Below are 15,476 nucleotides of genomic sequence, written 5' to 3'. Positions count from 1 at the left end.
AAACTCCTGTATACTAATATGTATAGAATAAGTCCAAAAGGCTTATAAAAGGGGGAAAAAGTAATGAAAAAAGCAGTAAAGAGATTATTGGTGTTATTTCTGGCACTTACATTTATCGTGACAGATCTTGCAGTAGCACCGGTCACAGCACAGGCGGCGGGTACGCTCAAATTTCATAAGACTATTGCTCTTATGAAAGGTGAGGAAATCGGATATGGAATCATAAACTCCGTCAGATCCGACAAAGTTCTGGGACTGAAATCCAGTAATACCAATGTGGTATCAGTAAGAAAGATGCCGTTTCTGGGTGATTATACCATTACGCTGAAGGCAAAAAAAACAGGAACTTCTATTGTATCCTTCAAAGTAAAAAGAAAGAATGGAAAAACATATTCTTTTAAATCTAAAGTTACGGTACATAATTATAAAAATCCGTTAAATGTGTGCAAATTCGGAAGAAAAGATTATAAAAAATCCTTTGATAAAAAGACCATGGTCCCGGTTGCAAAAGGTTATCCCAGAAAGGCAAAAGTATGTATCACTGCAAAGAAGGGCTACAAGATAGTTGCAATATATTACAGTGAACACGGAACCGGAAGACAGAGAAAGATCAAAAACGGAAGTACAGTCACTATGGATGGATCACATTATCTGCAGATATTGTATAAGAATACCAGCAAAAATTATGTATCATCGGTATATCTGGATGGATATAGTATGTAGAGATGACGAAAAAAGGAACCGGGAGACCGGTTCCTTTTTTGGTGATTTCCTGCTAAATTGAAAACTTTTTAATTTCATCCTGTGTAAGATCGATAAGTTTTTTTCTATGTTTTTTTGCATATCTTGATAATTCGAGTAAATTTACATGGCAGGATGGGGCATTCATGTAGGGGTTAGGTTTTTTAAAGTATTCTGGATTGAGGGCTGATTTTTTTAAAAATTTAGGTTTCGTTCCATTCATAATGATACACCTCCAATAGATTCTTTGCCTGTTCTTCATCAATGAAAAACTGATATTGATGAAGCATTCCCAAATATTCTGCATGGAATACATTTATATAATGTTGTAACAGTTCTTCATTAGCAGCAAATCCATGAACAGCACCTTCATATCCCCATTCCATAGATTTATCTGCAGCTATAGCAAAAAGATGTCCGCCTACACCAACATATTTCTGCTTATCGTATTCATGTTTATTGTTATGTGGAGCAGTACAGGCCCAATGGATATAAGCTGCATTGGAATCTTTATCATTTTTTATGCCTATGAGCCCTTGAATAGAATTATCTTCTTTTAGTGCAAGAGCGTAAACATCAACATTTCTGGGGAGTTCATTCCAATTAATGTGCCAGCCATTAGATTTCTGAAATTCCTTCAGGTATGCACGACTTTGGATTTTAAAAACAACCGTTTCTTTAATTTCTCCAGTTTTTGTGTTCTTTAAACAAGGAACAATTTCATCTATCCATATGTTAATACAGCCTTGTTCTAATAAGATCATGGAATCCTCCCAATAAAGAAATGTAGTGATGTGAAATAAATAAAGAAATTTCCATACGTTGGAAATCGAGAAGAATTTGTAATACTTAAGAATTTATTTATATAAGTATACTATTTTGGGCACGATTTTTCAATTAAAATATTTCGACAATTTATGACATATTAGTTAAGATCACTTGCAAAGTTGCACACTAATTTGCACATATTCATCAAAAAAGAGGGAACCATTTTGAATGATTCCCTCTCGCAAAGATCCTTATTTTATGCGGCTTTATTATTTGCCGAAGTATCTCTTAAGAAGACCAGCGAATGCTTTGCCGTGTCTCGCCTCATCCTTAGCCATCTCATGAACTGTGTCATGGATTGCGTCAAGGTCAGCTGCTTTCGCACGTTTTGCAAGGTCGAATTTACCTGCTGTAGCGCCGTTTTCAGCCTCTACACGCATCTGAAGGTTCTTCTCTGTGCTGTCTGTTACAACCTCACCAAGGAGCTCTGCGAATTTAGCTGCATGCTCTGCTTCCTCGTAAGCTGCTTTCTCATAGTACATTCCAACTTCCGGATATCCCTCTCTGTGAGCTACTCTAGCCATTGCAAGATACATACCAACCTCAGAGCACTCGCCCTCGAAGTTAGCTCTCAGATCTGCAAGGATGTCCTCGCTGACGCCTTTAGCAACGCCTACAACATGCTCAGCTGCCCATGAGAGCTCGCCTTCCTGTTTCTGGAATTTAGAAGCTGGTGCTTTACATACTGGACAGGCTTCCGGTGCCTGCTCGCCTTCATAAACATATCCACATACTGTACATACCCATTTAGCCATAGTAATGATCTCCTTTTCTTTTTTGAAATATATTGTTTATTTTTGTTTCTATTGAAATGATAATAGTAATTATTACTATTTCATGATACCATGTGATCTTTATTTTGTCAAGCTTGTTTTTCTTCTTTTTTCAGGCATTCCTTGCAGATTCCATAGAAGCTTGCGTCTACGTCAAAGACTTTTCCGTGGATAAATTCTGCAGCTGCCTGTTCAAGAATTCCGTTAAGGCTGTCTGACTGCATATCGATCACCCGGTTGCATCTGGTACACATGAAATGTGAGTGTGGTGCGATCCTTCCATCGTAGCGATCCGCGCTTCCGAAATTGGTCAGCTTCCGGATCTCACCGATGTCACTGAGAAGAGAAAGATTACGGTAGACAGTTCCGAGGCTGATGTTCGGGTAGATCTGTCGAAGATTCTCGTATACTGTATCTGCCGTTGGATGATCTGTTCTGGATCTCAGAAATTCCTTGATGGATTCTCGCTGACGGCTGTATTTAAGTGCTGCCATAATGTCCTCTCCTTTCAGTAATAGTAATTATTACTGATATTATAATACATGACAGAGGGAGGTTTGTCAAGAGGTTTTGATCTGATTATCCTGAAATATTTTCATTTTATGAGCTGGATGTAAATAAGTATTTTTACGCTGCAGGTGTAGTGGATATTTGCAACCATGCAGGGGACTTACCTGATTCGGTTAAATGGTGAGAACTGGCAGTCGGATGTCTGATAGAGTGTTTGTTATAAGGAATATTGTGCCTTTAATGATGGTATTTTATCAATAAAAATTCCTAATGAAAATTTTTAAAAAATAAGTTGACAGAGGCTAACTATGGTAGTATATTTACAATAGTTAGACAAATCTAACTAACATGTAAAGGAGAATGCAAATGACTTGTGAAAAATTTGAATCTGTCATGGGTTATCATTGTTCCCCTGTATTAATGGGAATGAAACCGGCGAATCTTGTTTCCTTTTCCAAGGAAAAAATTCCGGAACTGCCGGAGATCATTTCGGATTATGAGGAGAGTCTTGAACGGGAAGGTATCCGTATGGAGATCATCTGTGGATGCAGGAAGCATTATCTTCTTCTGGTGTACCGTCCGGATATGCTGCAGGAATATCTTAAGCAGGATGAAGCCAGGAAACTTTTGCTCCAGGATGGGTATAATATAGATGGTTCTTTGGATGAGATGATCGCCCGTCTGAAGGAGAGATTTTTTTATAAGACGGAGTTTCCTCATGAGATCGGACTTTTCCTGGGGTATCCCATTGAAGACGTGAAGGGTTTCCGGAAATTCGGAGGCAGTGGCTGCAAGATGTGTGGTTACTGGAAGGTTTATGATGATGTGGAGCAGGCTCGCAGGATTTTTGACAGCTATGATAAGTGCCGGGAGTTTACTGCGGCGCATATCCGTGCGGGGTATTCGATTTTGCAGGTTGTTGGTATGAAGCATCTCTGTACATCTCAGATGTGCGTATAATATAAAGTTTAAAAACAGGAGGTTTTTGAGATGAGCAAGGTAGGAATTATTTACTGGTCTTCTACAGGTAACACAGAGGCTATGGCGCAGGCTGTTGAGGAAGGTGCCAAGGCTGCCGGTGCGGATGTTGAGATTATGGAAGTGGCTGATGCGGATGTGGATAAAGCGCTTTCTTTTGATGTTCTGGCTCTTGGTTGTCCGGCTATGGGGGATGAGGAGCTTGAGGAGGGTGAGTTTGAGCCGTTCTTTTCTGAGCTGGAAGGCAAACTTTCCGGTAAAAAAGTTGCACTTTTCGGTTCCTATGACTGGGGCGACGGAGAGTGGATGAGAACATGGTGCGGCAGAGCAAAAGACGCAGGCGCAGAGCTTGTTGAGGATGAGGGTCTCATTGTAAACAACACTCCTGATGATGAAGGACTTGCAGCTTGCCGTGAACTTGGCGGAAAACTCGCATAAGATTTGTTAGATTTCAGATAAATAAAAACTGAGCAGAGCATTGGATTTTCAAACACCAACACCATCCGGACAGAAGAGATAGACATCTTTTTTGTCCGGGTGGTGTTTTATTTTGAACAAAAATATCTGCTTATTACTTTGAGGAAATATAGAAGAAATGAATATTAAGACAAAAAATCCTTGTTGATTTTAATATTTACGTGTCCTAAAATAGATAAAAATGAAATAAAGCAGGAAAGTGAGGGATGCCGGATGACGCGGGAGGAAGCGGAACAGTATTTATATTATGCGATGACAATTGGTGAACAGCTTCTTTGCTGCGGAGCAGAGGTTGGACGTGTGGAAGATACCATACGGCGGATCTGCCTGGCATATGGAGCCACCCGGGCAGATGTTTTTTCTATCACATCCAGTATTGTGACGACTATTTATGGAGAGGATTTCGGTATTTGCACCCAGACGCGGCGTGTGCCGGGAATGTCCAATGATCTGGGACGGCTGGATGACCTGAACCAGCTTTCCAGATACATCTGTGAGTATCGGCCGAAGCCGGAGGAGATCCAGAAGGGGCTGGAAAAGATCCGGGATAAACAAGGATATTCTTTTAAAACGCAGATTTTGATCTATGCTGTAATTTCAGGTTCTTTTTCAGTGTTTTTCGGAGGAGATGTCAACGATATGATTGCTTCTGCGCTGATTGGTATCGCCCTGAAGCTGTTTGAGGCTTTTGTAAAAAAAGGTGCATTAAACTCGCTGCTGACAGTGCTTCTTTGCTGCGGAGCCGGCGGAGTACTTTCCAATCTTACAGTTCTGATCGGGCTTGGACATCATGCGGATCTGATCAGTATCGGAAATATCATGCTTCTGATACCGGGAATTGCATTTACCAATTCATTGCGCGATATGTTTTCAGGAGATACCATTACAGGTTTGATCCGATGTATGGAGGCACTTTTGCTGGCATTGGTCGTGGGCCTTGGTTTTACGGTGGCGAATCTGTTGTTTTAACCGAATCAGGGAAGTTCTCTTGAAGGTTGCGAAAAGCAATAAGCAGTGAATGAGGAGTTTAGATACTGCATCAATTGCGGAGTAGCGAAATGCAGCAGATGATGGGAGTATTTGAGAGTAGTTATGATTTTATTCAGGAGGAAAACATGCGGGAAATCATACAGCTGGTCGTATCCTTCACAGGATCCCTCGGCTTTGCGGCATTATTTAATATCCATGGAAAAAAACTCTGGTTTGCGGCATTGGGTGGATGTCTGTCCTGGGCTGTATATCTGGCAGTAGAGTTCATAACGCCAAGTCCGTATGTGTGCGGTTTCTGGTCAACAGTAGCTATTACTTTGTATGCAGAATGTATGGCAAGAATTCATAAAACGCCGGTAACTGTATTTCTGGTTTCTGCGACAATTCCGTTGATTCCGGGAGCAGCACTTTACCGGACAATGAACTGGATGTTGATGAAGGACTGGGCAAAATTCCAGAAAGACGGAATCTATACGATCCTTTTTGCGGTGAGCATGGCAGCAGGAATGACGCTGACAACCATTGCGTTCCGGATGGCGTGGCGGTGGATGTACAGGCAGAGGAGAATGTAATACAGTATCGAAATTCCCCGTTTACAAACCATCGGAAATGTGTTACGATTTTCCCATATGGAAAACTCATGGAAGAAGAGAGTACATGTGTACACCGTACTACAGGGAAATCCCCGGAGGACTTTTTAGATGCAGGCTGTGATGTAGTTGAGGTCATAGATCTGCAGCAGGGTGAATGGTGAAGGTTCACTTTATGCAGGAGTTCCGAGACTGAGAGGGATGTGCAGGCGCAGATGGAAGATGGCTTCGGAGAGGCATTGCTGAACCGGTTTAAACGCGATAAGCGAAGTGTGAATGTCCGATTTAACGGACACCGGCAGGCAGTGACAGGACCGCCTGTTATAGCGGAAGGGTATAGAGCTTGCTGTACCTGATGAGGTTTTTGCCGCGAGGCAGGAACGAAAAGAAGTGGTAACACGGGTAATAACTCGTCTTCTCATATCGTTATGGTATGAGAAGGCGTTTTTTTATGTCGCTGAGAATTACTTGGTAATCTTCCAATGTCCCCGGACAGGAATTTTCCTGTTCTGACGGAATATATTTTCAGTCCGTTATGAGTAAGTACACAATTTATTTTTATATTTATGGAGGAAAGAAAAGATGGAAAAGCAGAGATATTATATCAGCACTGCCATTGCGTACACATCCGGTAAACCGCATATCGGAAATACCTATGAGGTCGTTCTTGCGGATGCGATCGCACGTTTTAAAAGACAGCAGGGTTATGACGTATATTTTCAGACAGGTACTGACGAGCATGGTCAGAAGATCGAGCTGAAGGCTGAAGAGGCTGGTGTTACACCGAAGGAATTCGTAGATAACGTTTCCGGCGAGATCAAACGTATCTGGGATCTGATGAATACATCCTATGATAAATTCATCCGTACAACAGATAAAGACCATGAAGAGCAGGTCAAAAAAATCTTCAAAAAAATGTATGCAAAAGGAGATATCTACAAGGGTCATTATGAAGGAATGTACTGTACACCATGTGAGTCCTTCTTTACAGAGTCCCAGCTTGTAGACGGCAAATGTCCGGACTGCGGACGCCCATGCGTACCTGCTAAGGAAGAGGCATATTTCTTCAAAATGAGTAAGTATGCAGACAAGCTTATTGACTACATCAACACACATCCGGATTTCATCCAGCCGGAGTCTCGTAAAAACGAGATGATGAATAACTTCCTTCTTCCGGGACTTCAGGATCTTTGTGTATCCAGAACATCCTTTAAATGGGGAATCCCGGTAGATTTTGATCCGAAGCATGTTGTATATGTATGGCTGGATGCTCTGACAAACTATATCACAGGTATTGGTTATGACTGTGACGGAAACAGCAGTGATACATTCAACAAATACTGGCCGGCAGATCTTCACCTGATCGGAAAAGATATCATCCGTTTCCATACCATTTACTGGCCGATTTTCCTGATGTCTCTGGATCTTCCGCTTCCGAAACAGGTATTCGGACATCCATGGCTGCTTCAGGGTGATGGAAAAATGAGTAAATCAAAAGGAAATGTAATCTATGCAGATGAGCTGGTTGAGTTCTTCGGTGTAGATGCTGTCCGTTATTTCGTACTCCACGAGATGCCATTTGAGAATGACGGTGTGATCACATGGGAGCTGATGGTTGAGAGACTGAATTCCGACCTTGCAAACACACTTGGAAATCTTGTAAACCGTACAATTTCCATGTCCAACAAATATTTTAACGGAGTCGTTGAGAACAAGAATGTTACTGAGCCGGTTGATGAGGATCTTAAGAACTTCATCCTTCAGGTTCCGAAGAACGTTTCCGCAAAAATGGACAAGCTTCGTGTTGCAGATGCTATCACAGAGGTATTCTCTCTGTTCAAACGCTGCAACAAATATATCGACGAGACAATGCCATGGGCACTTGCAAAGGATGAGACAAAGCAGGATCGTCTTGCAACAGTTCTCTACAACCTGGTTGAGGGTATCTGCATCGGCGCATCTCTTCTGAAATCCTTTATGCCGCGTACAACAGAGCGTATTCTTGTACAGCTCAACGTAAACGAGAGAACTCTTGAGGAGATGGAGCAGTTCGGTCTTTATCCTTCAGGAAACCGCGTAACCGACAAACCGGAGATCCTTTTTGCGAGACTTGATCTGAAAGAGGTTCTTGAGAAGGTTGAGAAGCTTCATCCGAAGAAAGAAGAGCCGAAGGAAGAGGCAGAAGAGGAGAAAACAGAGAACGTGATCGATATCGAGGCAAAGCCGGAGATCACTTTCGATGATTTTGAGAAGCTGCAGTTCCAGGTTGGTGAGATCATCGCCTGTGAGGAGGTTAAAAAATCCAGAAAACTTCTCTGCTCTCAGGTTAAGATCGGAAGTCAGGTTCGTCAGATCGTATCCGGAATCAAGGCTCATTACTCTGCAGAGGAAATGGTGGGCAAAAAGGTTATGGTCGTTACAAACCTGAAACCTGCCAAGCTTGCCGGAATCCTCAGCGAGGGTATGATCCTCTGTGCAGAGGATGCAGACGGAAATCTTTCCCTGATGGTACCGGAGAAAGAGATGCCTGCAGGCGCTGAGATCTGCTAAGTATAGACAGATATGGAATTGAATCATTTTGATAAAAATGGAAATGCTGTTATGGTGGATGTGTCCGACAAACCGGTCACTCACCGTACGGCAACAGCCACGGGTTCCATTCAGGTAAGCCCGGAGATCATGGCCGCGGTAAAAAGCGGAAATGTGAAAAAGGGTGATGTACTTGGTGTGGCTCGTGTGGCAGGTATCATGGGTGTGAAGCGTACTTCTGAGCTGATTCCCATGTGCCATCCACTTCCCATCCAGAAATGTTCCGTGGATTTTGAGACCGATGAGGATGCGGGAGTGATCCGTGTATTCTGCACGGTAAAAACAGAGGGAAAAACAGGCGTGGAGATGGAGGCCCTGACAGGTGTTCAGGTGACGCTTCTGACTATTTATGATATGTGCAAGGCAATTGACAAGCACATGGTCATGTCTGATATCCATCTGGAAGAAAAAACAGGAGGCAAAAGCGGAGATTTCCGTTTTGAGGAAAAATAATGATAGACAGGTGCGGAAGAAATATTGATTATCTCAGGATTTCCGTAACTGACAGATGTAATTTGCGGTGTATTTATTGTATGCCGGAGGAGGGAGTGCAGCATGTGGAGCGCTCCCTCATTTTGCAGGAAGAGGAAATTTTGAGGATCTGCCGGGTGATGGCAGAGCTGGGTATCCGGAAGATCAAGCTGACCGGCGGGGAACCGCTTGTGCGGCCGCGGATGCCTCAGCTGGTGGAAAAACTGAAAAATATGCCGGGGATCGAGAAGGTGACTCTGACTACAAATGGTGTGCTTCTGAAAGATCAGATGAGTGATTTTGCCCGGGCGGGGCTGGACGGATTGAATATCAGCCTGGATACACTGGATGAAGCCTGTAGCAGGAGGATCACGCGGCGGGATGAACTTGGGCGGACGCTGGAAGGGATTTCGGAGGCAATGAAGTATCCGGAGATTTCACTGAAGATCAATTGTGTGCCTCTTGGGATCCCGGAGCAGGATCTTTGCCGGGTGGCGCTTTTTGCCAGGGATCATAGGGTGCATGTGCGGTTTATTGAGATGATGCCCATTGGGATGGGAAAAGAATTTCATGGGGTGTCGGAAAAGGAACTGCTTGGGATCCTTGGGGAAAAGCTTCCGCGGTTTTCGCCGTATGTTGGGGAGCCCCTTGGGAATGGACCGTGTCATTATTATGATGTGGATGGGTTTTCCGGAAAGATCGGGTTTATCAGCGCGGTGAGTCATAAGTTCTGTGGGGAGTGTAACCGGATACGGCTGACTTCACAGGGCTTTTTGAAGACCTGTCTGCAGTATGCGGCGGGAAGGGATCTTCGGGAGGTGATCCGCGGTGGTGGTTCGGATGAGATGCTGAAGGCTGTGATCCTGGAGGCTCTGGCGGAGAAACCGGACGGGCATGCTTTTGGCGGAAGTCTGGAGAAACAGAAGGATGATAAGACGGAGAAGCTTTGTATGGCACAGATCGGAGGTTGAGTGATGAAGAGAGTTGCTGTGATCACTTCTAGTGATAAGGGTTACAGAGGGGAGCGTGAGGATCTTAGTGGTCCTGCTGTGAAGGAGATTATGGAGGCGGCCGGGTATGAGGTTGTTTCTGTGGATGTTTTGCCGGATGACCGTGGGATGCTTGGAAGCCGGATGGCTGAGATCGCAGATCTGGGGCTTGCGGAGCTGATTTTGACTACGGGTGGTACCGGGTTTTCTCAGAGGGATGTGACACCGGAGGCTACGGAGGATGTGATCGAGCGGCGTGTGCCGGGGATTCCGGAGGCGATGAGGGCGTTTAGCATGACGATCACGAAGCGGGCGATGCTGAGCCGGGCTACGGCTGGGATCCGGAAGGGAACGTTGATCGTTAATCTGCCGGGGAGTCCTAAGGCTGTCAGGGAATGCCTGGAGGTTATTATTGAGGCGTTGGGGCATGGGATTGAGATTTTGACTGGAGATGTGGGGGAGTGTGGTCGGTAGAACGGGGGTGTTAACGAACGGACGGTCCGCGCAGCCGGGGCCGTCCTGCAGACACGCTTCGTGCCCTGTTCGGCTGCGGCGCCGGTTTGCTGCCAGTCGCGCCAACTCGCCTGCGGCTCAAACAGGGCGCTTGGTGGCAGCAGCTATCCTCGCCTCTCGACGGGCACTTCGCTGACGTCTGCAGGACGGCCCCGGCTGCGCGGGCCTGACGTTTGGGGATGTTAGGTTCTACCGGACATAGAGAGAAGTGTGGCTGCGCGGGCCTGGTGTTTGAGGATAGTAGGTTTTAGCGGACATGGAGAGAAATGAGAGAGGTGTGGGCGGGTATACTAACGGACGCTCAACGGAGGCAGGGCCAGTTCGATGACACGCTACGCGGCTTGTTTTTTTACGGGTGTTGAGCTCTGCTGGTGATGATGGTTAAATGGTGTGAGAGATAGAGAGAAATAAATTTGGTAATGATGTGTAATTAATAGGAGTTATTATTATGGGAAAAGTACTTGCGGTTTGTATCAGTGAGAAGAAAGGAACACAGAAGAAGAATGTTGGTTCGGCGGTTTTTGTGGAGGACTGGGGGCTTGAGGGGGATGCTCATGCCGGAAAGTGGCATCGACAGGTGAGTCTTCTTTCCGGTGAAAAGATCGATGCGTTTCGTGCGAAGGGCGCAGAGGTCGAGGATGGTGCTTTTGGTGAGAACCTGGTTGTGGAAGGGATTGATTTTGCAAAGCTTCCGGTTGGCACCAGATTCCGTTGTGGTGAGGTTGTGCTGGAGCTGACTCAGATCGGAAAGGAGTGCCACAATGGCTGTGCCATTTTTCAGAAGATGGGTGAATGCATCATGCCACGGGAAGGTGTGTTTACAAGAGTGCTGAAAGGTGGAAAAGTTTCCGTCGGTGACGAGATGACTGTGGATAAAGCTATGATTTTTGATACCCATGCACATTACGATGATGAGGCTTTTGATGAGGATCGTTCTGACATACTGGATAGTATGCAGGAGAACGGGATCGGGCATATTGTGGATGTGTGTGCTTCTGTGGGACATTTTGACCGGGTTTATGATTTGGTGGAGAAGTATCCTTTTATTTATGGCGCAGTGGGTGTTCATCCGGATGATGCGGATAAAGTGGATGCGGCAGTTCTGGATGAGATCCGCAGGTATTGTGATAAGGAAAAGACAGTAGCCGTGGGTGAGATCGGCCTGGATTATTACTGGCATAAGGAGAAGGAAGAGCACCTTCTCCAGCAGAAGGTATTCCGCCAGCAAATGGACATTGCCCGTGAGAAAAAGCTTCCGTTTATCATTCATAGCCGAGACGCTGCGGAGGATACGCTGAATATCGTGAAAGAATATATGAAGGACGGGATGTATGGTGGAGTTATCCATTGCTTTTCCTATAGCAAAGAAATTGCAAGAGAGTATCTGAATATGGGACTTTATCTCGGAATCGGCGGAGTGGTTACTTTTAAGAATTCCCGGAAGCTGAAGGAAGTGGCAGAGTATGCACCGCTGAATCAGATTCTGCTGGAAACCGACTGCCCGTACATGGCACCTGTGCCGAACCGTGGAAAAAGAAACAGCTCCCTGTATCTGCCGGAGGTTGTGAAGACGATTGCGGAGATTAAGGGTGTCAGCTGCGAGGAGGTTGTGGCTGTGACGGAGAGTAATGCGGTGAAGGTGTTTGGGGTGATTTGAGAATAAAAATATTGAAAATACACAAAGAGACTTCTCAAAAGCTACTTGACCCTTTGGTTAGTTCCGAGCGCATAGCCCCGGGAGTAATTATTAAGGAGATGAGATTTTATATTGAATGTGATTAAGTAAAGAGCAATCATTTCGATTGTCTTCAGAAATTATAATGATTTCTACCTTTGGGTGATTTACGATTTCAGGCCAGAAAGATTCTGCAGGTTCTTGTAATACCCCTAAAATGGGAGTCTGCCCATCCAAAAGGTTTAGGATTTTTCTCCGAAATAAAGCTGCGTCTGCTTCATGTGGACCAAGCTCATCCATAACAATTAAAGAGCAGTCAGAACACATGGAAAGAATATTGCATCCAAGGCGATCAAAGGTATCGGCAGTGTGTTCATCTGTTTTTCCGCATAAAAACAAAAGATTAGATTCGTTTGGGAGCTCCTTCTCTTTTAGATGGTACATATGAACTGAATACTGATCCTTCAGATAGTTTTTTGTGCGGACAGTCAGGAATCCATCAGAGGTTTTCTTATAATCATCTAATATCTTTTGGATCAATGTAGATTTTCCAATGTGTTTTTTACCAGTTAAAAATATATGTTGAGTCATAGTAAAGTCCCATTTCATTTTATAATAGTTCCATAGTCAGGTCGTATTGTTTTGTTTCGAACATCCCAGAGAATTCTTCCATAAGTGGAATCAGTTATTTCCTTGATCTGCCCATCTTTGTTTAAGTGAGATTGAATCCATTGCATGATTTTATTTGCGTTTTCCTGTGTATATTCTTCAGAAGGAAGCATGTGCTCCATGAGGGAATCAATATATTGTTCATCCGGAGTTACCCAGGTTTCACGATGGAGTTTTTCATAGCTTGTTTCAGGATTATATCCAAGCAGAAATAATATATTGAAAAGAGAGAAAAACCATCGCCCATTCCATTGGGGTGCTGTTTGTTTGCCAAATACTTCCTGTAAGATCTGTTCCCTGAGTGAATTTCGTCTGTCAAGATGCGTGATATTACAGCACCATGCCCTGCTCATTTCCATAGATTTTATCAGTCCGTCCATATTGTGGATTGCAGGTGTCATGGAACTGAATACCAAATCAAATGCATGCGTATACCCCGATTTATCAATATCTAATGTCTGAAAATTACATGTATAGAGTATAGCGTTATTTAAGCCTTCATTTTGGATATGTTCCATTCCGTGTTTAACCATTTTATCAGAAATATCCAGCCCCACTACTTTGTGTACATATTTGGCAAATGCAGCAGCAAACCGTCCGGGACCGCATCCAATATCTGCGACATCATAATTTTTTTCAAGAAGTCCTTTGGAATCCAGGTAGTTTATTGCGCTGATGACACGTTCATCACCTTTTTCTTTCTTTTTGCGTGCGTCTTCCCAAAAGTCTGCACGTTTATTCCATCTTTCTATAGCCCGCTCAGGTAATTCTGCAGGCTCAGATTCCTGCAGAGAAATAAAATAATCCAATATAGAGTCCATGTATCATTTCTCCTAAAATGCTTTTGTTGAGCTATTTACCGGTAAACAGATAGTTCGTTCACGGCCATAGCGGTCGTGTGTAGTTATCACATCCATTTCAATATCGTAAACAGATTGTAAGGTTTCAGATGTAATGATTTCTTTGGGAGAGCCGAATCCCATAACCTTTCCGGATTTCATGAGAAGAACTTTGTTTCCCACGGAAAAGGGATGCTCAGGACTATGTGTTGACATAATAATGCAATAGCCCTGATTGGCCAGCCCTGAAATTACTTCCATGAGAAGCTGATGATTGGCATAATCCAGATTGGCGGCTGGCTCGTCCATGATGAAGATTTTTGCAGACTGACAGATTGCACGGGCAATTAAAACCAATTGCCTTTGTCCTCCGCTTAAGGAAGTATATTTCCTGTTGGCAAGAGGCAGGGCATTTACTTTCTCCAAGGCAGCAAAAGCTGCTTCCTGATCAGGCTCTTTTGGGGTTTCAAATGCGGAGAAATGAGAAGCACGCCCCATAATTACCATATCAAGAACTGTATAGGCAAATACAGGGGAATGATATTGGGGAATATATGCAATCATATTTGCCAGTGTTTTGGTTGTAAAGTCACTAATATTTTTTCCGGCTATCTTTATTTTTCCATTAGAAACAGGAAGGGAACCTAATATCATGCGGAACAGAGTGGTCTTTCCGCAACCATTAGGGCCAAGCAGACAAAGCACATCACCATAGTCTGCGCTGCAGCTGATACCCTTTAAAATATCACCATTGCCGTAACCGCCAAAAACATTTTCAATTTCCAGAAGCATATAATTACGCGCGCTCCTTTCGTTTGATGATAAGATAGATAAAGAAGGGGGCGCCCATGATACTTGTGACAACGCCAAGTGGAAGTTCCATGGACAAAAGGGAACGGGAAATATCATCAACAAGTATCAGGTATCCGCCGCCAAGGATCGCACTTGCAGGTATCAGCCTTCTGTAATCAACGCCAACCAGTGCACGTGCCAGATGGGGGATCATCAGCCCGACCCATCCGATCAATCCTCCAAGACAGACTGCAGCGGCGCTGAGTAATGTGGAAGCGACTATAAAAATCAGACGATATTTACGCACATTGATTCCTAAACTTTTGGCTTCTTCTTCATCCAAAGTCAGCAGATTGATCTGCCATCGAAAAATAAAAATCAGACTTAATCCAATGATCATTGGAAGAACACTCCAGCAAAAGGATTTGGTTGTGGTTTTGGTTAAGCTGCCCATAAGCCAGAAAGTAATTTGCTGGAGAACATCATTGGGGTCTGCCACATATTTGATCATTGTGACACCGGCATTGCAGAGTGACATGATCATAGTTCCGGTCAGAACAAGACTGAGGGTCTGGGAATGTGCGGATTTTCGGCTGATAAGATAGGATGCGGCTACTGCGGCCACACCACCTGCAAAAGCAGAAAGCTGAATCATCCAGTTGGAAGCTCCGTTTAAAATTGCAAAAGCAGCTCCGAGACTTGCACCGGAAGAAACTCCAAGGATATCCGGAGATACCAGTGGATTGCGAAACATTCCCTGATAGGTTGCACCTGCTACCGAGAGGGAAGCACCAATAAATAAAGCAGACAGAATACGGGGCAGACGGATATTCCAGAATATGGTAACTGCCTGGGGTAAAATATCTCCTTTAAAACCAAATTTTGATAAAAATGCATTTAGTACCTGCACTGGTGTAAGCGGATAATATCCCACCCAGAATGAGAGTACTATAATGATAAACAAAAGTACCAGCATAACCGCCAACAGCAGAACATATCGTCTTTGTCGGGCAGCGGCGGCATTTTTTTCATTATCTGTCAGATTCATAATC

At 44.1% G+C, this 15,476-nt stretch carries 19 protein-coding genes and 1 pseudogene; 12 read left to right on the top strand and 8 right to left on the bottom strand.

Annotated elements, in window-relative coordinates; genetic code table 11:
* Positions 1-63: 63 nt before the first annotated feature.
* Positions 64-723 carry a hypothetical protein gene (locus tag MUB50_RS15925; RefSeq protein WP_118515249.1) on the top strand — a complete coding sequence of 220 codons (660 nt, stop codon included), beginning with the start codon at positions 64-66 and terminating at the stop codon, positions 721-723.
* Positions 724-775: 52 nt separating this feature from the next.
* On the opposite strand, the gene MUB50_RS15920 is transcribed toward MUB50_RS15925, so the two are convergent.
* From MUB50_RS15920 to MUB50_RS15905, 4 genes are all read right to left on the bottom strand, one after another.
* Positions 776-964 (bottom strand): hypothetical protein, encoded by a 189-nt coding sequence (locus tag MUB50_RS15920; protein WP_118062206.1) that lies wholly within the window; start codon positions 962-964, stop codon positions 776-778.
* Positions 945-1,505, bottom strand: coding sequence for a hypothetical protein (locus tag MUB50_RS15915; RefSeq protein ID WP_118515247.1), 561 nt, complete (start codon positions 1,503-1,505; stop codon positions 945-947). Before MUB50_RS15915 ends, MUB50_RS15920 begins: the two co-directional genes overlap by 20 nt.
* A gap of 273 nt (positions 1,506-1,778) precedes the next feature.
* The gene (locus tag MUB50_RS15910; protein WP_015526390.1) at positions 1,779-2,324 is read right to left on the bottom strand and encodes an NADH peroxidase; all 546 of its coding nucleotides are present in this window, start codon (positions 2,322-2,324) and stop codon (positions 1,779-1,781) included.
* 107 nt (positions 2,325-2,431) lie between these two features.
* Positions 2,432-2,836, bottom strand: coding sequence for a Fur family transcriptional regulator (locus MUB50_RS15905; protein ID WP_244791515.1), 405 nt, complete (start codon positions 2,834-2,836; stop codon positions 2,432-2,434).
* A gap of 382 nt (positions 2,837-3,218) precedes the next feature.
* Between MUB50_RS15905 and MUB50_RS15900 the strand changes: the two genes are divergently transcribed.
* The 11 genes and pseudogenes from MUB50_RS15900 (at position 3,219) to MUB50_RS17290 (ending at position 12,106) form a co-directional block, all read left to right on the top strand.
* Positions 3,219-3,812 (top strand): DUF3793 family protein, encoded by a 594-nt coding sequence (locus MUB50_RS15900; RefSeq protein ID WP_244791513.1) that lies wholly within the window; start codon positions 3,219-3,221, stop codon positions 3,810-3,812.
* Between the two features lie 30 nt (positions 3,813-3,842).
* Complete coding sequence (locus MUB50_RS15895; RefSeq protein ID WP_244791511.1) at positions 3,843-4,268, top strand: flavodoxin; 426 nt, start codon at positions 3,843-3,845, stop codon at positions 4,266-4,268.
* A gap of 252 nt (positions 4,269-4,520) precedes the next feature.
* Positions 4,521-5,276 carry a threonine/serine exporter family protein gene (locus tag MUB50_RS15890; RefSeq protein WP_021653091.1) on the top strand — a complete coding sequence of 252 codons (756 nt, stop codon included), beginning with the start codon at positions 4,521-4,523 and terminating at the stop codon, positions 5,274-5,276.
* 89 nt (positions 5,277-5,365) lie between these two features.
* Positions 5,366-5,869, top strand: a complete 504-nt coding sequence (locus tag MUB50_RS15885) for a threonine/serine exporter family protein (protein WP_015526384.1) — start codon at positions 5,366-5,368, stop codon at positions 5,867-5,869.
* Positions 5,842-6,051, top strand: coding sequence for a hypothetical protein (locus MUB50_RS15880; protein WP_138276935.1), 210 nt, complete (start codon positions 5,842-5,844; stop codon positions 6,049-6,051). The genes MUB50_RS15885 and MUB50_RS15880 overlap by 28 nt, the downstream gene beginning before the upstream one ends.
* A gap of 418 nt (positions 6,052-6,469) precedes the next feature.
* On the top strand, positions 6,470-8,437 hold the full coding sequence (gene metG / locus MUB50_RS15875; RefSeq protein ID WP_244791509.1) for a methionine--tRNA ligase: 1,968 nt from the start codon (positions 6,470-6,472) through the stop codon (positions 8,435-8,437).
* Between the two features lie 12 nt (positions 8,438-8,449).
* Positions 8,450-8,929 (top strand): cyclic pyranopterin monophosphate synthase MoaC, encoded by a 480-nt coding sequence (gene moaC / locus MUB50_RS15870; RefSeq protein ID WP_059086610.1) that lies wholly within the window; start codon positions 8,450-8,452, stop codon positions 8,927-8,929.
* Positions 8,929-9,918 (top strand): GTP 3',8-cyclase MoaA, encoded by a 990-nt coding sequence (moaA, locus tag MUB50_RS15865; RefSeq protein ID WP_244791507.1) that lies wholly within the window; start codon positions 8,929-8,931, stop codon positions 9,916-9,918. Before moaC ends, moaA begins: the two co-directional genes overlap by 1 nt.
* A gap of 3 nt (positions 9,919-9,921) precedes the next feature.
* Positions 9,922-10,410: a MogA/MoaB family molybdenum cofactor biosynthesis protein gene (locus MUB50_RS15860; RefSeq protein ID WP_118626305.1), complete on the top strand. Its 489-nt coding sequence runs from the start codon at positions 9,922-9,924 to the stop codon at positions 10,408-10,410.
* A gap of 487 nt (positions 10,411-10,897) precedes the next feature.
* Positions 10,898-11,305 (top strand): annotated as a pseudogene (locus MUB50_RS17295) (MOSC domain-containing protein); the annotation flags it as partial.
* Between the two features lie 24 nt (positions 11,306-11,329).
* Positions 11,330-12,106 carry a TatD family hydrolase gene (locus tag MUB50_RS17290; RefSeq protein WP_244791528.1) on the top strand — a complete coding sequence of 259 codons (777 nt, stop codon included), beginning with the start codon at positions 11,330-11,332 and terminating at the stop codon, positions 12,104-12,106.
* 90 nt (positions 12,107-12,196) lie between these two features.
* Here the strand turns inward: MUB50_RS17290 and MUB50_RS15845 are convergent, their stop codons facing one another.
* The 4 genes from MUB50_RS15845 to MUB50_RS15830 are packed head-to-tail and all read right to left on the bottom strand — an operon-like array spanning position 12,197 to position 15,472.
* Positions 12,197-12,733 (bottom strand): nucleoside-triphosphatase, encoded by a 537-nt coding sequence (locus MUB50_RS15845; RefSeq protein ID WP_015542408.1) that lies wholly within the window; start codon positions 12,731-12,733, stop codon positions 12,197-12,199.
* Positions 12,730-13,614: a class I SAM-dependent methyltransferase gene (locus MUB50_RS15840; protein ID WP_244791505.1), complete on the bottom strand. Its 885-nt coding sequence runs from the start codon at positions 13,612-13,614 to the stop codon at positions 12,730-12,732. The genes MUB50_RS15845 and MUB50_RS15840 overlap by 4 nt, the downstream gene beginning before the upstream one ends.
* Before the next feature lie 12 nt (positions 13,615-13,626).
* Positions 13,627-14,424, bottom strand: a complete 798-nt coding sequence (locus MUB50_RS15835) for an ABC transporter ATP-binding protein (protein ID WP_118626301.1) — start codon at positions 14,422-14,424, stop codon at positions 13,627-13,629.
* A 4-nt stretch (positions 14,425-14,428) separates the two neighbouring features.
* Entirely contained in the window at positions 14,429-15,472 is a 1,044-nt protein-coding gene (locus MUB50_RS15830) for a FecCD family ABC transporter permease (protein ID WP_118515225.1), read from the bottom strand.
* Between the last annotated feature and the right edge of the window lie 4 nt (positions 15,473-15,476).

The organism is Blautia sp. NSJ-140 (genome assembly GCF_022868965.1).
Taxonomy (GTDB): Bacteria; Bacillota; Clostridia; order Lachnospirales; family Lachnospiraceae; genus Blautia_A.
The sequence above is the reverse complement of the archived record's forward strand: the minus strand, read 5'-3'. Positions and strand labels throughout refer to the sequence as shown.